We start from the raw sequence: 18,754 nt of genomic DNA, 5'->3' as shown, positions 1-18,754 counted from the left end.
TGACCCGCACGGCCTGATACACCTAAGAGATCAGACCATAGCGGGTCAAAATTAATACCGTCTTTATCGGGACGGGTGAGTTTTCAATTCACTAATCTGCAAGCGCGCGTTGAACGATATCCATCGCGTTTTTCGACAGGTCACATTCGCGAAGAGCCTCAAGTTCAGCTCGGGCATGTGCCTGTGCCGTCTCACTGACACGGCGCCATTGCTCGAACGCTGTCAGAAGACGCGCAGAGAGGGCGCCGTTCAGCGGGTCGACCTTGCGGACGACTGCACCAAGCAGTTTGTAGCCTTCGCCGCTTTCGCTGTGGAAGGCGACGAGATTGCCCATGGCGAACGTCGCGGCGACAGAACGAACACGGTTCGGGTTCTTCCAGTCGAAGTCCTCATGTTCCATCAGACCGCGAACGCGTGTGATCGCATCATCGCTGGCCTGCAGAGCCTGAACGCCGAACCACTTATCCATGACCAGAGGTGCGTGCTTCCATTTAGCTTCAAAGGCCTGAACAGCAGCTTCAAAGTCCGGCCCACCGACATTCGAGAGCGCGCGGAGCGCAGACATTGTGTCGGTCATGTTCTTAGCGGCACGGAAGCATGACAAAAGCTTGGCGCTGTGCTTGTCGCCCTCTGCTGACAGGAGGTCGATGCATACAGCATAGAAGGACCGACGACCGGCAGAAGCCGCATCCGGTGTAAACTCACTTTCATCGGTGAGGTTTTCATGGATGACTTCGTCAATGACCGGCCAGAGCTGCTTCAGAATGGCTGTGCGCACCAGACGCTTGGCTTCGTAGATGGCAGCAGGGTTAGCTGGCGTCATTTCCATGAACAGCTCGCCAACGCCCGGAAGTGTCAGAAGTAGAGACGCGAAGGCCGGATCGCTTTCGTGCGTGTATTTGACCGCAGTTACCATCGCAGCCACCAGCTCGTCCGGAATAGACGGCGTGTTACCAGCGACAATCGTATGCGCCATTTCCAGAAGTGTTGCACGGGCGACTGTCTGCAGCGCTTCCCATTTTGCGAACGCGTCTGTCTCAACTGTCACAAGCTTGAGACGGTCTTCCATCGTCAGCTCGTCTTTGATGCGAACCGGCGCGCTGAAATTACGGTTTGCGGAGATAAGAGCATCGGCCGCGTTTGGCGCGAGCTGAAGTTCGGTGACCTCATCAATGAGCAGAACGACATCTTCATCCTGACCATCACGAGACTCACCCGTCTCCGGATTGATCTCTGTACCGTCAGCGGTGAATGCCGTCATGCGCAGAGGAATCGGAACCGGCTTCTTCTCCGTCTGGCCTGGCGTCGGGCCGTTGGCCTGAGTGAGGCGCAGGCGCGGGGCATTGCTGCCTTCAACGTCGACGCGCTCAACGGTGACCGTCGGCGTGCCGGCCTGGCTGTACCATGTGCGGAAGCGCGACAGGTCAAAGCCCGCAGCTTCTTCAAAGCCTTCATAGAATGCTTCGATGGTCGTCGCGGTGCCGTCATACTTTTCAAAGTAGAGGTCCATGCCGCGCTTGAAGGCATCTGCGCCAATATATGTTTTCAGGGCGCGGATCAGCTCTGCGCCTTTCTCATAGACGGTGGCGGTGTAGAGGTTGTCGATGGACGCATAACGGTCCGGACGCACAGGGTGGGCAAGCGGGCCCGCATCTTCTGCAAACTGGCGACCGCGCAGGCGGATCACGTCTTTAATGCGCTGAACAGGGCGAGATCGCATGTCAGCAGAGAATTCCTGATCGCGGAAGACGGTCAGGCCTTCTTTCAGGCACAGCTGGAACCAGTCACGACAGGTGATGCGGTTGCCGGTCCAGTTGTGGAAATACTCGTGGGCGACAATGCTCTCAATCGCTTCGAAGTCACCATCGGTGGCGGTTTCCGCGTTTGCCAGAACATAGGCCGAGTTGAAGATGTTGAGGCCTTTGTTTTCCATCGCGCCGAAATTGAAGTCGCGAACGGCAACAATGTTGAAGACATCGAGGTCATACTCGCGGCCGAATGTATCTTCGTCCCATTTCATGGAGCGCTTCAGGCTGTCCATCGCGTAAGCGGCACGTTCAGCGTCGCCCTTATCGACGAAGATAGACAGCGCAACTTCCTTACCGGACATGGTGATGAAGTGGTCAGTAAAGACATCATAGTCGCCGCCGCAGAGCGCGAAGAGGTAAGACGGTTTCGGGTGCGGGTCGTCCCACTCAGCATAGTGGCGTGTCTCGTCGATAGCGCCAGCTTCCCCCGGATTGCCGTTAGAGAGTAGCGTCGGGGCAAACTCGACATCCGCTTCAATGCGAACGGAGAAGGTCGACATCACGTCGGGACGATCCGGCCAATATGTAATGCGACGGAAGCCTTCAGCTTCACACTGGGTGCAGAAGCGACCGCCGGACATGTAAAGGCCCGAGAGTTCGGTGTTCTTTTCCGGTGAAATCCAGACTTCGGTGGTGAGTTCGAATTCGTCCGGCAAGGCGTGAAGTGTCATGCCGGTTTCAGTGAACTCGACCTGATGGTCTTCTGCAGGTGTGCCGTTGATCAGGATCTTACCCGTCTCTTCAAATGCAACGCCGTCCAGAACCATGCTGTCGCCCGGTACGCCGGTACGTTTCACCTGCATGGTGGACAGGACGTGCGTCCGAGCTGTGTCCAGTTGGAAAACGAGACGGACATTCGGAATCTCGAATGGATAAGGCTTATAGTCCTGAAGAAGGACTGGTGGTGGCGTGTCAGTGCGCATGTCGGCTCCGATGAAATTTTCTGACCCTAATCTAAGGCGTGAGGTGGCATGCCGAAAGGTGTCTACGGCTTAAAAGTGCGAGAAGTTCTCAATTCTCGGCCGGGCAGGGCGAAAACGTCCAGCTTGCAGGTCTGGAACCGTTTGCCAGCGAGATGGTTGCGGTGAGTTGGTCTTTGTCGCGCATGTATTGAATACGCTGCGGATAATCATGGTCCGTGTTCAGGAAGGTGATTTGACGCGTGTCACGATCGCTTTCGAGGAAATCAGTTGATCCCATGCCTTCTGGTTCAGCTGTGTAAACATATCCGTCAGCGGTGCTGGCAATGGTCAGAAACTCGTTGAAGGTGGTGCCGTCACGGCGTGGGCTGCGGCCTTCGCCCATCAGGCGCTCTTCATCCCAGACGATCCATTCTTCCACCGTTCCGGACGGTGCGACCCAGCAGCCAAGCAGCCAGCCAAGATCGGATTGGGGTGACGAAGCGGTGGGCACCGTCATACAGCTTGCCATGAGGAAAGCTGTTGCCGGTAAAACTGCTAGTGTCAGTGAGCGCATCAGTATCCCCGTTCTTTTGAACGAGGATACGCTGTTTCATTGCAATCGGTAAACGGGCCTATTCGGCCGCTTCAGCAGGTAGCTTGTCTGGCACGTCATAAACGTCGCGCAGAATGTAGATGCCGGTGCGTGCCAGTTCGCGAACTTCCGCGCCAGCATTCTCCGGAGCGTCAGACACCTGATCTACGAGAGATTTCAGAAGCTTGAGCATTTGCGGGCTGTTAGAGATCAGGCGGGCCTGATACTCGATTTTCTCAGGATCGCGGTCATATTCTGCGCCGGGTACGCGCCAGCCGCCCCAGTCGTTTTCGTCTGTGACGACAACGGGGAAGGTGCCCGGGAACGGATGATGTGAGTTGTCATCATCAGCGCCCCAGCGGCTTTTCGCGCGGCAAACCCGCCAGTTTTCCATGAGCATGGCGTCAGCCTGAGACTGGCGCTTGTCCAGCTTGTCTTCTGCGACGAGATCGTTTGCAGAGAACTCACGACCCAGACCGACATCGTAATGAACACGCAGTGGCTCATCCATGCCCTTAACCCATTGCGGGATTACACGTTCAACAATTGCCCAGGTGCCTACAGGCTTCACGTAGACTTTCTGGTTTTTATGGAACAGGGCCTTAGCCATTGCGTCATCATCCTCCAACTTTGCGACACTATGGTCTGAAGGTCGTTAGATTACGGTGAATACAAACAATCAAAATCCTTCGGACTTGCCGTAACGACAGGACTTTTCTCGATTGAAAGGGCTGATAACCTCTCCGCAAAACAGGCGACGCCAACGCATGCTTCGCCGCAAAAGGTAGAGAGGAGACGCCATGAATTTCGACTTTTCGGAAGATCAGAAATTTCTGGGTGACCAGGCGCGAAAATATCTGAGCGAACAATGCACTACGGCAGAAGTCCGCAAAGTGCTGAATGATGATGGTATGGCCTGCCATGAAAGCCTCTGGAACGGCATCGCTGAAATGGGCTGGCTGGGCACGGCTATCCCGGAAGAGTATGGCGGGCTCGGGCTCGGTATGCTGGAACTTTGCGTGCTGGCGGAGGAAATTGGCCGCGCGCTCGCGCCGGTGCCATTCTCTTCTACCGTTTATATGCTGGCTGAGGCTCTGAAGCTTGGTGGCTCTGAAGCTCAGAAGCAGGCGCTCCTGCCAGAGATTGCTGCGGGCAAGGTGATCGGCGCTTTTGCGTCTTCAGAAGGTCCGGGCGCTCCAGACCTCTCAGCTCTGAAAACCACGTTTGACGGTAGCAAGCTGAACGGCACGAAGATTCCGGTGCTGGACGGCGATATCGCGACCCATGCCTTGGTGACGACTGCCGAAAATGGCGGTGTGTCTCTGGTTCTGGTCGATCTCAATCAGGCTGGTGTGAAGCGCACTGTGGTTAAGACGCTGGACCCAACACGTTCCCACGCAGAGCTGGAATTCTCTGATGTGGCTGGTGAGCGTATTGGCGAAGCGTGGCAGGCCGGCCCGTTGATTGATAAGCTGATGGACCGGGCTGCGGTTCTCATCGCTTTCGAGCAAACCGGCGGTGCAGACCGCGCCGTGGAGATGGCGACGGATTATGCCAAGTCCCGTTACGCGTTCGGTCGTCCTATCGGCGGCTATCAGGCCATCAAGCACAAGCTGGCAGATGGCTGGGTAAAAAATCAGGTTGCCCGCTCTAACGCGTATTATGGCGCATGGGCGCTCTCCACAGACGCTGGTGAACTGCCTGAAGCGGCAGCGGCTGCGCGCGTGGCGGCAAGCGAGGCCTTCTGGTTCGCATCTAAAGAGAACATCCAGACTCATGGCGGCATGGGCTTCACATGGGAAGTCGACTGCCACCTGTTCTACCGACGCGCAAAACTGCTCGCGGTACAGGTCGGCTCGCCGAAAATCTGGAAAGAGAAACTTATCAGCGCGCTTGAAAACAAAGCTGCCGCGTAAGGGAGGAACACAAAATGGATTTCAACGATACGCCAGAAGAAGCAGAATTCCGCGCAGAGGCGCGCGCCTTTCTGAAGGCCAACCTGGCTGAGAAGAAGCAAGCCGGTGGACGCGAACGCGGTGAGGAATTTCTGAAGCGCGCGAAAGCGTGGCAGAAAACCAAAGCGCAAGGTGGCTTTGCTCAGATCACTTGGCCGAAAGCGGTTGGTGGCCGGGGCGGCACGCCTATGCAGCAGGTGATCTGGAATCAGGAAGAGTCGTCTTTTGCTGCGCCGACTGGACCATTCCAGATCGGTCTTGGCATGTGCATTCCGACAGTCATCGCATTCGGCTCCGACGAACATAAAAAGCGCTATGTTCCGAAGGCTCTCATCGGTGAGGAAATCTGGTGTCAGCTCTTCTCTGAGCCGGCGGCGGGTTCTGACGTTGCAGGCCTGAAGACACGCGCTGTTCGTGATGGGGATGACTGGGTCATCAACGGCCAGAAAGTCTGGACGACCGGCGCCCAGTTCTCTGACTATGGCATCCTGCTGACACGGACAGACCCGAGCGTTCCAAAGCATAAGGGCCTGACAATGTTCATCGTGAACATGAAAGACCCGGGTGTTGAAGTACGTCCGATCCATCAGGCATCCGGCGGTCGAGAGTTCAACGAAGTCTATTTCACGGACGTGCGTATCCCTGACACTGATCGTCTTGGTGAAGTCGGTGCTGGCTGGAAAGTCGCGCTGGTCACGCTGATGAATGAGCGTCTGGCTGTGGGCGGATCTCCGGGCCCTGACTATGATGAGATTATGAAATTCGGCGCGGAGATGGGACTGATGTCTGATCAGGCTTTCCGTGAAAAACTGGCTGACTGGTACATTCAGGCGCAAGGTTACAAGCTGACCAAGTTCCGTACTCAGACTGCGCTTTCACGAGGGGATACGCCGGGACCTGAAAACTCCATCGGTAAAATCCTCACGGCGAACCAGCTGCAGGATATTTGTAATTCCGGCATTGAGCTGCAGGACCATTATGGCCTGATCAATGATGAAGATCTGGCACCAATGAAGGCGATCTTCCAGTCGAGCTTCATGTGGGCTCCGGGCCTTCGTATTGCGGGTGGTACAGATGAAATTCTGAAGAATATCATCGCCGAACGGGTGCTTGGTCTACCGCAGGATGTCCGCGTTGATAAAGATATTGCGTTCGACCAGATGAAGGCAGGCTAGAGGCTTAAACGAAAAAGAGCGCCTCGAAGGCGCTCTTTTCAGTTTCTTGGAAGGACGAAACGATCAGCCGATCATTTCAACGCCAAAATCAGACTGATCCTGCCAGACAATCCGGCCCATACCTTTGATGGACAGTTCTGGCACACGCAGCTGAATAATCTCAGGCAGTGTTTCGTAAGACTGAAAGCGGATCCGCAGCCCGGAAGGGCTGTGGTCGACGACGATGCCGCGAACTTTATAGCCGCTGTCGGTCGTGATGTGCGCTTCCTTATAGGAGTTCACACGTTGCTCACGCGGCAGCACTGCGCGCAGTGGTTCCTCAGGCTCCCGTTCCGGGAGTGCATCAATCTCGTCATCTTCGTGTTTTTTATTCTTAAAGAGTCCGAACATTTCCGATCACCCATTTCACCTCTGCCTGAAATTAGCCTAATCAGATTTTGTTTTAGTTACTAAAGACGTCAAAATTTTCGCGGGGAGGCGATATCTACAATATGTCAGTCGAGTTTCAGAATGTGCCGGTAAACGGCGTAAACTACCGCGTAGCCGTAGAAGGCACGGGGCCTTTAGTGCTTATGGTCCACGGGTTTCCAGAGAGCTGGTATTCTTGGCGTCATCAAATCCCTGTGATCGCTCAGGCTGGCTTTAAGGCGGCTGCAGTTGATGTGCTCGGCTATGGTGGTTCGGATAAACCGCACGAGATCGAACGGTATTCCATGCAGAATCTGGCGAGTGATATGGCTGAAATCGCCAAGGCGCTCTCTGATGATGGCAAAGCTATTGTTGTAGGTCATGATTGGGGCGCACCAATCGCCTGGAATTCTGCACTATTGCATCCCGATGTGTTTAAAGCGGTGGGCGCGTTGTCAGTGCCATATTCTCCGCCAGGTGAGCGTATGTTCCTCGATGTGATGGACGATGTTTTCACCAAAAGAGGACTGTTTTTCTATCAGATTTACTTCCAGAAGGTTGGCGTCGCTGAAGCTGAGCTGGAACGTGATCCGCGTGATACGATCCGTCGTTTCTATTATGCGGTTTCCGGTGATGCGCCTGATGGAACCTGGCCAAAGGACAAGCCGAACACTTTGGGTATGCTGGACCGCCTACCAGACCCTGATCCGTTTCCGGCATGGCTCACAGAAGAAGACATCGACTATTACGAGGCAGAGTTCAAAGCGTCGGGCTTTCACGGGCCGCTCAACCGGTACCGCAACCATCCGCGCGACCATGAATATCTGCGCTCGCGCGGCGATTTGAATATCTATCAACCAGCGCTATTCATTGGTGGCGACCGGGATCTCGTCCTTAAAATGCTGCCGGGCGTGGATGTTGTGGAGCGTATGCGCAAATACGTTCCAAACCTGCAGACGGGCGTCGTGCTGGAAGGCGTGGGCCACTGGACACAGCAGGAACGCCCCGAAGCGGTGAATGAACTTCTGGTCGACTGGCTGAAGAAGCAAGTCTGATCGTCCGGCTTCGTTTGCTGCTCGTCAGAATGCTTTGGCGAGCAGCAAGCCGCATAGGACTATGCCGGCGATATAAGTCAGAAGCGCTCCGATAAAGCGAAGTGGGTCAGACTTTTCAAGCGTTTGGCACGTCAACATGCCTGCCGCATGGATAAAGCGTGCCAGCACAAGAGCGACTATAAGACTGGTCGCAAAAAGTCCCAGATCGCGCCCCTGATATACAAATCCCGTTGTGATGAAGAGGCCAATGATGAGCGGAACATATTCCGAGGCGTTGGCGTGCGCGCGAACCGCTTTCATCAGAGGACTGGTCGGGTCGGTTCCCGGTGAAATACCCGTTTTGTTCTTGTTGCGTTGCAAAGACACATTGAAGCCCAGCAACAGGACCAGAAGCGCCAGAACGACGACCGCGACAATCAGCAAAGTATGCATTTCTTCCCCCTCATTCTTTCAAATGCGGCGGTGATCTTCATCTCGCAGGGCAAGAGATGCAATCGAAACTTTGCGTAAGGTGAAGGCTTGCTCGCGCTGTTATCTGCTTTAGTGTTAGCTCACTCTAAAATGAAAAGTATCACTGTCGGGGAGACACAAGATGATTGGAATTATTGCGCAGTTGCCAATTAAAGAAGGCAAGCAGGCTGACTTTGAAGCCATGGCTAAGGACCTGATGGAAAAGGTACGCGCGAACGAGCCGGGTTGTCTGATGTACACGCTTTACAAGCAGCAAGGCTCTGAGACCGAGTACTACTTCATGGAGCAGTACACAGACGCGGACGCACTCGCTGCGCACGGCAAGACCGACTATTTCCGCGCTGCTCAGCCTGTTTTCGGTGAGTGTCTTGCTGGCCGCCCGACTATCACACGCATGGACGAAGTGAGCTAATAGGCGAACGCCCGCGTTTTGTGATAAACTCGGGCGACATAACGATAAAACAGTCCAAGGGAGAATGAAGCATGGCTGACGGACATGATAGCGAGATGAGACCTCGCGCGACGTTCAAGTCCTTCGTGGACAGTACGCGCGATGACTGGATGATCATTGGTCGCGAGACCGCTGAGTTCAATAAAGGTCTCGCTGATCGGGTGCTTGATCACCTTCGCATTCTGCGCGGCGATTACGGCGGATTTCCGATCGACCGTCTGGAGCATTCGCTACAAACGGCGACGCGCGCCCTTCGTGACGGACGCGATGAAGAATATGTTGTCTGTGCGTTATTGCACGATATTGGCGATACGCTCGGCAGCTATAACCACCCGGATATCGCCGCGGCGATCCTTAAGCCGTTCGTCAGTGAGCAGAACCACTGGATGGTCGCCAATCATGGCGTGTTTCAGGGGTATTACTTCTTCGAACATCTCGGCCTGAACAAGAATATGCGTGAGCAGTATCAGGGCCACCCCTGGTATGAATACACTGCACAGTTCTGCCATCTCTATGATCAGGCGGCCTTCGATCCTGACTATGAGAGCGAGACGCTGGAGTTCTTCGAGCCCATGGTCCGCAGGGTGTTCGAAAAGCCGAAACAATCGATCTACAAAAAAGACAAGTAATAGAAAAAAGGCCGGTCAGATGACCGGCCTTTTTGTTTGTACTTAAGAGCTACGCTGGCGACGCGGACGACCGCCGCCAGATTTGTTCTGACCGCCGCCCTGGCTGTCGCCATTGCGTGCGCGGCTCTGGCGTGGCTGGCCTCCAGAAGAAGAGCTTCCGCCGGATTTGCCGCCACGAGGAGGACGACCGCCACGGCCTTTATTGCCGCGCTGACCGCTTTCGCCTTCAGCTTTTTGCCTGAACTCGGCTTTGCGACGGTCACGTGGTGATGTCGACATTTCAGCTGGTGCGTCTTTCAGGTCCTGAGTGAATCCGTCCGGAAGCGGTAGTGTGCTGAGCGTAACGTTTGTGAGGCGCTCGATTGCGCGGTGGAGGTGGCGTTCCTGATCGCAGATCAGTGACACGGCCTCACCGGAACGACCCGCACGCGCTGTACGACCGATACGGTGAACGTATTGCTCAGGCACTTCAGGTAGGTCGAAGTTGAAGACGTGGCTGACTTCAGGAATGTCGATGCCGCGCGCAGCAACGTCGGTCGCGACGAGAATAAGGCACTGGCCTTCACGGAACGCGTTGAGCGCTTTCTGGCGTTGGTTCTGGGTTTTGTTGCCGTGAATAGCAACAGCGTCGAGATTAGCCTTATCCAGCTGACCCACCAGACGGTTCGCGCCATGTTTGGTGCGTGTGAAGACAATTGAGCGCTGTACTTCGCGGTCTTTTAGAAGACGTGCGAGGAGGACAGCCTTGTCCTTCTGTTTCACGAAATATGCGGACTGGTTCACGCGTTCTGCAGTCGACGCGACCGGCGCAACGGAGACTTTCTTCGGGTTGCGGAGGAAATCCTGCGCGAGCTTTTCAATCTCTGTCGGCATGGTCGCGGAGAAGAGCAGTGTCTGGCGATCCTTTGGCAGCGCTCTCGCAATGCGCTTGAGCGCGTGGATGAAGCCCATGTCCAGCATCTGGTCGGCTTCATCAAGGATGAGGTGGGTTACGTGGTTCAGCGTGACAGCTTTTTGCTGCATCAGGTCTTCAAGACGACCCGGTGTTGCAATCAGGATGTCCGTGCCTTTTTCCAGCTGGCGGATCTGTTTGTTGATCGGAACGCCACCGAGAACGTGAACCGAGCGCAGACCAAGCAGTTTGCCATACTCGCGCACGCTGTCAGCAATCTGAACAGCGAGTTCGCGTGTTGGCGCGAGGATCAGGCCGCGAACGCTTTTGGCTGGGCGCTGACCTTCTTTTTGTGACGCGTTCAGCATGTGAAGCAGCGGCAGAGTGAAGGCCGCTGTCTTGCCGGTACCGGTTTGCGCGATTCCCAGAAGGTCGTGACCTTCCAGAAGCATCGGAATGGCCTGAGCCTGAATAGGCGTTGGTGTCGTATAGCCTAGCTCTTCCAGCGTCTTGGTGAGCGGGCCGGCGAGACCGAAGTCGATAAATTGTGTCATGTATACTTTCAGAAAGGAGTCCGTCCGCCAGCGCAGAAACTGCGGGCGAAAAGGTTAGTCATTTTGGGACGGCCTGCGTGAATCCAGGGCGTGGGGCTCGAATTGCCTTTGAAGAAAAAACCCAAAGACGGCTCAAGGCCATCGGCGCTTCACGCAGTTCTCTCTTTCAGTGCTGCATAATGCAGGATGCTGCAGCTCATACGTTGCGCTGCAGCAAAAGTCAAAGAGTATTGCATTTGGAGTTTTGCAGGGGAGGGTGAGGCTCCCCCGCAGAGTAGTGGCGCTTAGCCCTTCTGAGCCTCCTGAATCATACGGATGAAGTGGCCTGTATGACCGGATCCGTTGTCGAAAGCCTGAAGTACTGAATCGTCAGCGATCTCGTCCCATTTCGCCGCGACCGCTTCGGCTGTGAGCGCGTCACCAGTGCCAACGAATGCGCCTTTGGTTTCGCGGATTTGTGCGATCGAGAAGCCACCAGCTGCACAAGACAGGATCGTGCCCGTTGGCGCATCTTCCTTGACGAGGTTCATCACGCCAGGCGTGACATACTCTGGCTTGAGTGCTTCGAGCAGTGCAGGCGGCATCAGGTTTTCTGTCATCGCCGTCGCCGCTACAGGGCAGACCGCGTTGACCTTGATGTTATATTTCGCGCCTTCCTGCTTCAGCGTATTCATCAGACCAACAAGGCCAAGCTTTGCTGCGCCATAGTTTGCCTGACCGAAATTGCCGTACAGGCCGGTGGAGGAGGTCGTCACGACGAGGCGGCCATATTGCTGCTCTTTCATGATGTCCCACGCCGCCATGAATGGCTTTACGGTACCCATCAGGTGGACGTCGAGAATGATATCGAAGTCGCCGACGGTGAGCTTCGCGAAGGATTTGTCGCGCAGAATGCCTGCATTCGCGATGATAATGTCGATGCGGCCAAACTCGGACATTGTGTCGTCGATCATTTTTTTGACGCCTGCATCGTCTGCAACGGAAGACCCGTTAGCGATGGCTCTGCCGCCCAATGCGCGGATTTCTTCAACGACAGCTTTTGCACCGTCAGATGTCCCTTGTGAGCCATCCATCGCCGGGCCCAGATCGTTGACGACGACATTCGCGCCGCGACGTGCGAGTTCAAGTGCGTGGCAACGGCCAAGACCGCCGCCTGCGCCTGTTACGATTGCCGTTTTTCCATCAAAACGAATTTCTGACATCTCAATTTCCCTCTGAACGCTTATTCTTTTGCCCGCGCAGGGCAGGGCATCACTGGCTAGGGACCACCGCTTCGGGCAGGGGTCAAGACGGACGTAGCGTCATGCTTGCGGCATAAAAGGCGATCGCGGCGGCGTTAGACGCGTTGAGGCTCTCCATCGTCCGCTCGATCGGTATGCTGGCGATCTGGTCACAGGATTTGGCGACTCCCGGGCGAAGCCCTGACCCTTCCGCACCGATGACGATTGCGAGTTTTTCAGCGCCACTGACAGCGACAGCAATGTCTGAATCGCCTCCACCATCCAGACCAACCACGTGAAAGCCGCCCTCTTTGAGCGAATCAATGGCGCGAGAAATATTCACGGCGCGAATTTCTTTTACAGTTTCTACGGCGCCGGCCGCCGTTTTCGCGGCAACGCCGGTAATTGGCGGCACATTCTTCGTCTGAAGAATCGCTGCGGTGAAACCGAATGCGGCTGCCGATCGGAAGATTGCCCCGATGTTATGCGGGTCTGTCAGCTGGTCGAATACGACGATACGGCGGTGATCGAGCGCATCTTCTACTGAAAGATCGGGCAGGGGCGCAAAAAGTGCTGCTATACCCTGATGCACTGAATCCCGAGGCAAAATCTGGTCGATATCCTTGGGCAGCATCTCTTCCGGTGTTGCCCTTAGGTTGTTGATTTCATTTAATTTAGTAGCTGCATTCTTGGTAACACAAAGGCGCTGGCAGACCCTGTCCGGGTTGTTGAGCGCAGCCATGACAGCGTGGGTTCCCCACAGCCAAACAGGGGCGTTTGGGTCATGTTTTTCATGTTTTGTGACATTCTTGCGATTTCGGCGGTTGCCTACGGAATTCTTCATGACTATAAGGCCGCTTCCGATCCATTTTGAAGAGCGATTTTGCTCCTCTGTGGACCGGCAATTCACCGTCGTCAAACTGATTGGTTGAGCAGGCGGAGGGGTGGCCGAGTGGTTAAAGGCAGCAGACTGTAAATCTGCCCGCATAGCGTACGCTGGTTCGAATCCAGCCCCCTCCACCATTTTCTCGTTTTTGTGGTGCAAAAACTTTCGATCCGGCGGATCTAAAGAAGAGAAAATTGTGTTTGTTTTGCCTCACGCCGCGCAGCGGCTCCGGCAGGCGGGCAAAGCCCGGCGGCAAGTCTGCCGCTGTATGGTTACGTGCTCACATCATTTTTTCACGCAAATTGTGTTTGCTTCTCGCTCTCGTATCGCTCCGCTCACATAGAGCGCTTTTTTCTCTGACCGCCCGCTTCGCGGCGAATGCCGCGTTCGCGATGGGTCGCGCTCAGGGCTGCTCATTCTCTCATTGGAAGCCAGGTCACGCGGTGCGCCTGTTCCCGTCAAGACGGGAACCCATGCTTAAATCTGGCAGCGTTTTGAGTTGATCAATCTAAGCTTGGATACCCGCCTTCGCGGGTATCTGCGGTGTTTCCACATCTGCGATCATCCCTGCGCAGGCAGGGATCTGGTGCGACATGGCCGGTCCAGTTTCCCGCCTTCGCGGGAATGAGCGAAACACTACAAGCAACGCGAAGGCGCAGCCGGGGTGAGCCAATGGCGAACCAAACAGGCGAGCAGAAAAGTACAAACACCATTATCGCCGCAAGGGGTTCCCTGCCGCGTTCTTGCTTTTGATTTGAAAGATTGAACTCAGATAGCGAGTGAAAAATTACACGCCGCGCGGTCTGGCGGCGGCCATGGCTCTGGCCATGTCGTGATGTGCTGACAAGGCGGGAAGGCCAGTTCTACAGCTTCTTCAAAAACAATGGATACGCGCACTTCAGGCTCAAGATACGCCAGCGCGCAGACGATCAAGCGAGCCAGATGGCTCGCCAGTGTTTCTGCGCGTTCAAAGTTTTCGATTGCGGTCTGAAGCCTGTCAGACAGCTCGGCCAACGAGATGAGCTCAAAGCCTTCAGCTGGGTCTATGTGAGTCTCTGCTTCATGAGAGCAAACAGCACAGCCTTGAGCGCGCTCTATGCGCACCAAAGGTGCGCTAGAGCCAACCAAGCGACCACTCCGTTGCCAGACGGGCGTACGCATCGCGTTAGCTGCAAATGTGAAACCTGCCCTCTCCATCTGGGAAGACGCCAACATACGCACATAAGCATGCACCATAGCGTCAGTTGAGATCACAATCCGCGCGAGGTCACGCGGCGCGCGCGTTTCGCCGGATGCCTGAAGCCGCATGCACCAGGCATAAAGCCGCGCAAGGTTCAGCCCGATCAGCTGACCAATGGTCAGAGAAGTATAATCAGAGGCAGATGAGGGCGCGGGTTTCATGCCCCAAGTTTAGGGTGGCATGTTCTGGTGTGGGATTAGTTTTCGGATTTTGCGTCGTCGGGCGCACTGTCATCCCGGATGCTGTGCAGCATGACAATGATGCACGGCTGATCCGGGACCCGAAACATGCAATTTCCCGCGATCAGGCCCCGTGTCTGCAGAGCAACGCTATGCGCTGCACTGCGCACGGGATGACAATGAGATATCCACAGAAACCTGAAACCATGTTCGCCGTTTTGCGGAATGCACCCTACACGATGCAACGCATCGGATTGCTAATTTTTCACCGGCCAGTATTCAGGATGCGCATTCAGGAAACCGATGAAGCGCTGCGCGGAATTCTTCGATTGTTCAGTCACCCCAACGAAACCCGCTTCACGAGAATAGTAGTCACGAAGGGCAGTGCTTCGAGCGGACATTGCATGGTAGCCAGTGACCTCCCCCGAAACGATCCTGTGACAGGTGTCTGCAAACGCCTTAAAAAAGCTCAGCCGTTTCTCGAGCACGAAAAGCTCGATCATAATCACGTAGACTAGGTCTTCATTGAAGAGACCCTCTTCATCTTTATGAAGGTCAATACAACATCCAAGAATGTTGAAAAAATCGTTGGGAACAAAGTCAAATTCCGGCCCAAAATCATATTCACCGGCGTCAGTTGATCTCACCTCGCGTAGCGCAAACGTATACATTGCGTTACCTTCCTATCCAAATCGGTTGCATGGGGCCCAGGGTTCTCTGTCGTATCTCTGATGCTAATGTAATTTCAACAGACGTAATCTGTTGGCGACTATACCCCGTTACATCAATAACCAACTAATCTGCTTCCTTACAGCAAGCGGAACACCGTTTCGTGCCAATGGCATTTTAAGCGAAGCGAATGCACCAGAAAAATGACACCGGCGGATGCATGGCTGATCCGGGACCCGAAACATGCAGTTTCCCGCGATCAGGTCCCGTGTCTGCAGAGCACCGCTACGCGATGCACTGCGCACGGGATGACAATGAAATAGCCCCGGAAACCTGAAACCATATGCGCCGTTTGCTGGTGCATTGCTACGCTTAATGCACCAGAAAAATGACGCCGAACGATTCATGGCGAGGCGTGGCAGCATGCTTCAGAGTATTGAATGAGTCTTTCTGGTGCATCCGGGCATAGCCCTTGATGCACCCTACCCGACGCCAAGGATCAGATCAATAATAGGGCACCATCTGAAGACCATCTGCAATGATGATCCTGCCGCCAAGTTGTTCGAAGGCTTGCACAGTAATGCATTCTCCAGCGCGTGCTTCTCCATCTTTACAACAGGGACATTTAAACACCGGCTTGTTCAGTTGCGCGGTCCTGACCCTTTCCGCTATCGACAGTCTTTTTTCCGTCGGTGGAGCTTCTATGACGCGCACCACAAAAGTGGTCTCAATGCGCACCCCTTGAAAATCAAAACCAACTTCCCGGCCTTTCATAAACGCGACCCATCGATCGGGAGGTGACACCTCAAAAACGTAGAGATCGAGAGTTCCACATTGAAAACCAGACAGCAAACCAACATTTGCAACGTCCGTTTCCCCAAAAAAATCGAACTCCGGAATTTCTGCTGCACACGATTCACAATGCAGAATTCTGACGGATCCATAAAAGTTTCTCATCTATTCCTCATTAGTGAATATGTTTCCCCAAAGGAAGCAAGTCGTCGTAAAATAGCACTAGGTTAATGCCATTGCTGTTTTGCGCACTCGGAGCAAGGATTGCGTTGTATCCTTGCTCCCTCGCGACCTTCGCGACCTGCTGCGTCGGACCGTAATTGTAATTTTTATAATGAGTGTTTCTTGTTATGTCCTTCAGTGTTACGCCAAACTCACGTCGCACGTTAGTATGCGTCACTTTGTGACGCGTAGGGTGCATTAAGCGCAGCGAATGCACCAGAAAAATGACACCGGCGGATGCATGGCTTTGAGGCTGGTTACGAGCACGTCAGTTCATTTGATTGAATATATCCGAGAGTCTCAGCGCTACCCCACCTCAACGAACAGCCTAGGCTTGTTCGCGATTCCAAACATTTCTACATAAAATCAGCGCCTTCTATGGCCGGACACGAAAGTTCTGGCGCATGAGCACGGTTTTGCTTCATCCTGTACCTCATGTCCCGATATCCAATCTGAAGACCTGATAACGAGGAAAACAGGCATGAGCCGACGACGCGATAAGAAGACAACGCATCTGGAAGTCAGGATTTCTCCTGCAACCAAAGATGCCTTCATGCGTGAGTGTGAGCGCAATGGCACGACGGCCAGTGACGCGGTTCGCACTTTTGTCGACGCTTATCTTGCTCGGTCACGGTCTGAGAAACTCAAACAGATTGTGAAGGATATCACGATGAAACTGATCAAAAATCCGGTGAAGGCGACCATGAGCGCAAGCGGTGTCGGCGCGGGGATTGTTGCGGCATCGCTATTGTTTGCGGCGCCTGCTGTCTCTGAAGCGACTTTGCGACCGCTAAACCTGCCAAGCCCTGTCTATCCGGCGGATATGATGGCTGAGGGGCTGAGCGCACGATGCAATGTGACGTTCAGCGTGACCGAAGCCGGCGTTGTGGAAGCAGGTATTCAGGCCAATTGCACCCATCCCGGGTTCGCTGAGTCGGCTGTCACGGCGGTATCTGCGATCCGTTTTGATGTGACTGGCGAGGATGGAACCGCAAAACGTGTCGAGAATGTCGTCTACCCGCTCGTTTATGAGTTGAGGTCCAATCACGAGGGTGCCACGGAGACTGTGGATATTCACGGCCCTGAATAGGCTTACCGATGGCGGGCGCGGTTTAAGGTAAAATATCTTGCGCCCGCTTCACAGAGTCACTTGACGTTCCCATATGTTTTGGGCAGTAACTGCGCCTCTCAGCGGGTATAGTTCAATGGTAGAACGGCAGCCTTCCAAGCTGCATATGTCGGTTCGATCCCGTCTACCCGCTCCAATCTTCCTGAAAATTTTGAACTTTTCTGCCCGTTCCGGGTGCAGGCTGGATTCTGCTTAAGCAGAACTGCTGGTTTCGCAATCTGGAGCGTCACGGTTTAGCTTGCGAAGGTGTTGGCACTTGGCAATATAATTCTGAACTGCTTAGACAATGACGCGTTTGCCATATGCGCGTAAATTGTCGCGACTGCAGAAGGGGCGTCTTATGGGTGCTATTAAAACAGCAATTCTTCCGGTGGCGGGGTTTGGTACGCGGGTTTTGCCTATGACCAAGTCTATTCCTAAGGAGATGCTGCCAATTGTAGACCGTCCGGCGCTGCAGATTGTTGTCGACGAAGCATTTGAAGCGGGCATTGAGCACATTGTCTTCATTACCGGGCGAAATAAAAGCGCCATCGAAGACTATTTCGATTCTGCTTATGAGCTGGAAGACACGCTCGAGAAGAAGAACAAAATCGAGATTAAAGAGCAGCTGGAGAAGCTGCGCATTCCTGCAGGCAAGTCGACCTTCACTCGCCAGCAGTTTCCGCTTGGTCTGGGGCACGCCGTTTGGTGTGGACGCGCCGTGGTTGGCAATGAGCCGTTCGCGGTTCTGCTGCCTGACGTCATCATAAAGTCAGGCACGGGCTGTCTCGCTCAGATGGTTGAGGCATATGACAAAGTCGGTGGTAACATTATCGCGGTTGATGCGGTGCCTGAAGAAGAAGTCTCCAAGTATGGTGTGATCGCGCCAAAATCCCGTGACGGTAAGCTGATTGAAATGAGCGGCATGGTCGAGAAGCCGCCTCGTGAAGAGGCGCCATCAAACCTCAAGATTACCGGCCGGTATATTCTTCAGCCTGAAATCTTCGATCTGCTTGAAGATCAGGGGCCGGGCGCTGGTAATGAAATCCAGCTGACGGACGCTATGGAACGTCTGATGAAGACGCAGCAATTCTACGCGTTCGAATATGACGGACAGGATTTCGACTGCGGATCTATTCCGGGGTATTTCGAGGCAGTATTCGCGCACGCCATGGATCATCCGGAAACGAAAGCGCTCGTCCAGGCACTTGCGCGCAAGGCACTTTCCTGACGCCTGAAAGTTCGGGGCGACAGGGATTTTCCTCATTGAAAAGAGGAGAGTTCGTGTCCTCCCGGTCATCTCACTGAAAAATTCTGCCTGTGAACCGCATTTAACCGCAAATCTGCGTGTTTTCGGTCTTGCTCAATAGGGGCAGTGCCGTGTATGTGGCCGGTTCGACTGGAAACAGAGTCGTAGATCGGGAGGCCCCGGGCGAGTCCGCATCGGAACCGACTGATCCAACGATACAGACTGCAAATTAAGGACTGCGGACATGTCTAAGGCAAAGTTTGAGCGCAATAAGCCTCACGTAAACATTGGCACGAT

General features: G+C 54.4%; 19 protein-coding genes and 2 tRNA genes. 9 read left to right on the top strand and 12 right to left on the bottom strand.

The window, feature by feature from the left end; all coding sequences use genetic code 11:
- Positions 1–91: 91 nt before the first annotated feature.
- The 3 genes from pepN to P1U45_RS16470 all read right to left on the bottom strand — a co-directional run bounded on the left by pepN (position 92) and on the right by P1U45_RS16470 (position 3,912).
- Positions 92–2,731: an aminopeptidase N gene (gene pepN, locus P1U45_RS16480; RefSeq protein ID WP_301060010.1), complete on the bottom strand. Its 2,640-nt coding sequence runs from the start codon at positions 2,729–2,731 to the stop codon at positions 92–94.
- A gap of 88 nt (positions 2,732–2,819) precedes the next feature.
- Positions 2,820–3,284 (bottom strand): DUF6265 family protein, encoded by a 465-nt coding sequence (locus P1U45_RS16475; RefSeq protein WP_301060009.1) that lies wholly within the window; start codon positions 3,282–3,284, stop codon positions 2,820–2,822.
- A gap of 58 nt (positions 3,285–3,342) precedes the next feature.
- Positions 3,343–3,912: a hypothetical protein gene (locus P1U45_RS16470; protein WP_301060008.1), complete on the bottom strand. Its 570-nt coding sequence runs from the start codon at positions 3,910–3,912 to the stop codon at positions 3,343–3,345.
- Positions 3,913–4,102: 190 nt separating this feature from the next.
- On the opposite strand from P1U45_RS16470, the gene P1U45_RS16465 reads away from it, so the two are divergent.
- On the top strand, positions 4,103–5,218 hold the full coding sequence (locus tag P1U45_RS16465) for an acyl-CoA dehydrogenase family protein (protein ID WP_301060007.1): 1,116 nt from the start codon (positions 4,103–4,105) through the stop codon (positions 5,216–5,218).
- Between the two features lie 14 nt (positions 5,219–5,232).
- Positions 5,233–6,432: an acyl-CoA dehydrogenase family protein gene (locus P1U45_RS16460; protein WP_301060006.1), complete on the top strand. Its 1,200-nt coding sequence runs from the start codon at positions 5,233–5,235 to the stop codon at positions 6,430–6,432.
- 63 nt (positions 6,433–6,495) lie between these two features.
- Here the strand turns inward: P1U45_RS16460 and P1U45_RS16455 are convergent, their stop codons facing one another.
- On the bottom strand, positions 6,496–6,822 hold the full coding sequence (locus P1U45_RS16455) for a hypothetical protein (RefSeq protein WP_301060005.1): 327 nt from the start codon (positions 6,820–6,822) through the stop codon (positions 6,496–6,498).
- A gap of 101 nt (positions 6,823–6,923) precedes the next feature.
- Between P1U45_RS16455 and P1U45_RS16450 the strand changes: the two genes are divergently transcribed.
- Complete coding sequence (locus tag P1U45_RS16450) at positions 6,924–7,895, top strand: alpha/beta hydrolase (RefSeq protein ID WP_301060004.1); 972 nt, start codon at positions 6,924–6,926, stop codon at positions 7,893–7,895.
- Between the two features lie 24 nt (positions 7,896–7,919).
- Here P1U45_RS16450 and P1U45_RS16445 read toward each other — a convergent pair whose 3' ends face one another.
- Positions 7,920–8,327: an MAPEG family protein gene (locus P1U45_RS16445; protein WP_301060003.1), complete on the bottom strand. Its 408-nt coding sequence runs from the start codon at positions 8,325–8,327 to the stop codon at positions 7,920–7,922.
- A 160-nt stretch (positions 8,328–8,487) separates the two neighbouring features.
- Between P1U45_RS16445 and P1U45_RS16440 the strand changes: the two genes are divergently transcribed.
- Positions 8,488–8,778, top strand: coding sequence for a putative quinol monooxygenase (locus P1U45_RS16440; RefSeq protein WP_301060002.1), 291 nt, complete (start codon positions 8,488–8,490; stop codon positions 8,776–8,778).
- A gap of 71 nt (positions 8,779–8,849) precedes the next feature.
- Positions 8,850–9,446, top strand: a complete 597-nt coding sequence (locus tag P1U45_RS16435) for an HD domain-containing protein (RefSeq protein ID WP_301060001.1) — start codon at positions 8,850–8,852, stop codon at positions 9,444–9,446.
- A gap of 42 nt (positions 9,447–9,488) precedes the next feature.
- On the opposite strand, the gene P1U45_RS16430 is transcribed toward P1U45_RS16435, so the two are convergent.
- From P1U45_RS16430 to rlmB, 3 genes are all read right to left on the bottom strand, one after another.
- Complete coding sequence (locus tag P1U45_RS16430) at positions 9,489–10,892, bottom strand: DEAD/DEAH box helicase (protein ID WP_301060000.1); 1,404 nt, start codon at positions 10,890–10,892, stop codon at positions 9,489–9,491.
- 284 nt (positions 10,893–11,176) lie between these two features.
- A complete protein-coding gene (locus tag P1U45_RS16425) occupies positions 11,177–12,094 on the bottom strand; it encodes an SDR family NAD(P)-dependent oxidoreductase (RefSeq protein WP_301059999.1) in 918 nt (305 codons plus the stop codon).
- 82 nt (positions 12,095–12,176) lie between these two features.
- Positions 12,177–12,956 (bottom strand): 23S rRNA (guanosine(2251)-2'-O)-methyltransferase RlmB, encoded by a 780-nt coding sequence (gene rlmB, locus P1U45_RS16420; protein ID WP_301059998.1) that lies wholly within the window; start codon positions 12,954–12,956, stop codon positions 12,177–12,179.
- A gap of 94 nt (positions 12,957–13,050) precedes the next feature.
- Here rlmB and P1U45_RS16415 point away from each other — a divergent pair.
- Positions 13,051–13,135, top strand: a tRNA-Tyr gene (locus P1U45_RS16415).
- A 631-nt stretch (positions 13,136–13,766) separates the two neighbouring features.
- Here P1U45_RS16415 and P1U45_RS16410 read toward each other — a convergent pair.
- From P1U45_RS16410 to P1U45_RS16670, 4 genes are all read right to left on the bottom strand, one after another.
- Positions 13,767–14,399: a hypothetical protein gene (locus P1U45_RS16410; protein ID WP_301059997.1), complete on the bottom strand. Its 633-nt coding sequence runs from the start codon at positions 14,397–14,399 to the stop codon at positions 13,767–13,769.
- A 275-nt stretch (positions 14,400–14,674) separates the two neighbouring features.
- Entirely contained in the window at positions 14,675–15,088 is a 414-nt protein-coding gene (locus P1U45_RS16405) for a hypothetical protein (RefSeq protein WP_301059996.1), read from the bottom strand.
- Between the two features lie 502 nt (positions 15,089–15,590).
- Positions 15,591–16,043, bottom strand: a complete 453-nt coding sequence (locus tag P1U45_RS16400) for a hypothetical protein (RefSeq protein WP_301059995.1) — start codon at positions 16,041–16,043, stop codon at positions 15,591–15,593.
- Positions 16,044–16,053: 10 nt separating this feature from the next.
- Positions 16,054–16,299, bottom strand: a complete 246-nt coding sequence (locus tag P1U45_RS16670) for an RES family NAD+ phosphorylase (protein WP_366145015.1) — start codon at positions 16,297–16,299, stop codon at positions 16,054–16,056.
- A gap of 282 nt (positions 16,300–16,581) precedes the next feature.
- Between P1U45_RS16670 and P1U45_RS16395 the strand changes: the two genes are divergently transcribed.
- The 3 genes from P1U45_RS16395 (at position 16,582) to galU (ending at position 18,439) form a co-directional block, all read left to right on the top strand.
- Positions 16,582–17,190, top strand: coding sequence for an energy transducer TonB (locus P1U45_RS16395; protein ID WP_301059994.1), 609 nt, complete (start codon positions 16,582–16,584; stop codon positions 17,188–17,190).
- 101 nt (positions 17,191–17,291) lie between these two features.
- Positions 17,292–17,365, top strand: a tRNA-Gly gene (locus P1U45_RS16390).
- A 204-nt stretch (positions 17,366–17,569) separates the two neighbouring features.
- Positions 17,570–18,439, top strand: coding sequence for a UTP--glucose-1-phosphate uridylyltransferase GalU (gene galU / locus P1U45_RS16385; protein ID WP_301059993.1), 870 nt, complete (start codon positions 17,570–17,572; stop codon positions 18,437–18,439).
- The last annotated feature ends 315 nt before the right edge of the window (positions 18,440–18,754 follow it).

Origin of the sequence: Ponticaulis sp. (assembly GCF_029210165.1) — a bacterium.
GTDB lineage: Bacteria > Pseudomonadota > Alphaproteobacteria > Caulobacterales > Hyphomonadaceae > Ponticaulis.
The sequence above is the reverse complement of the archived record's forward strand: the minus strand, read 5'-3'. Positions and strand labels throughout refer to the sequence as shown.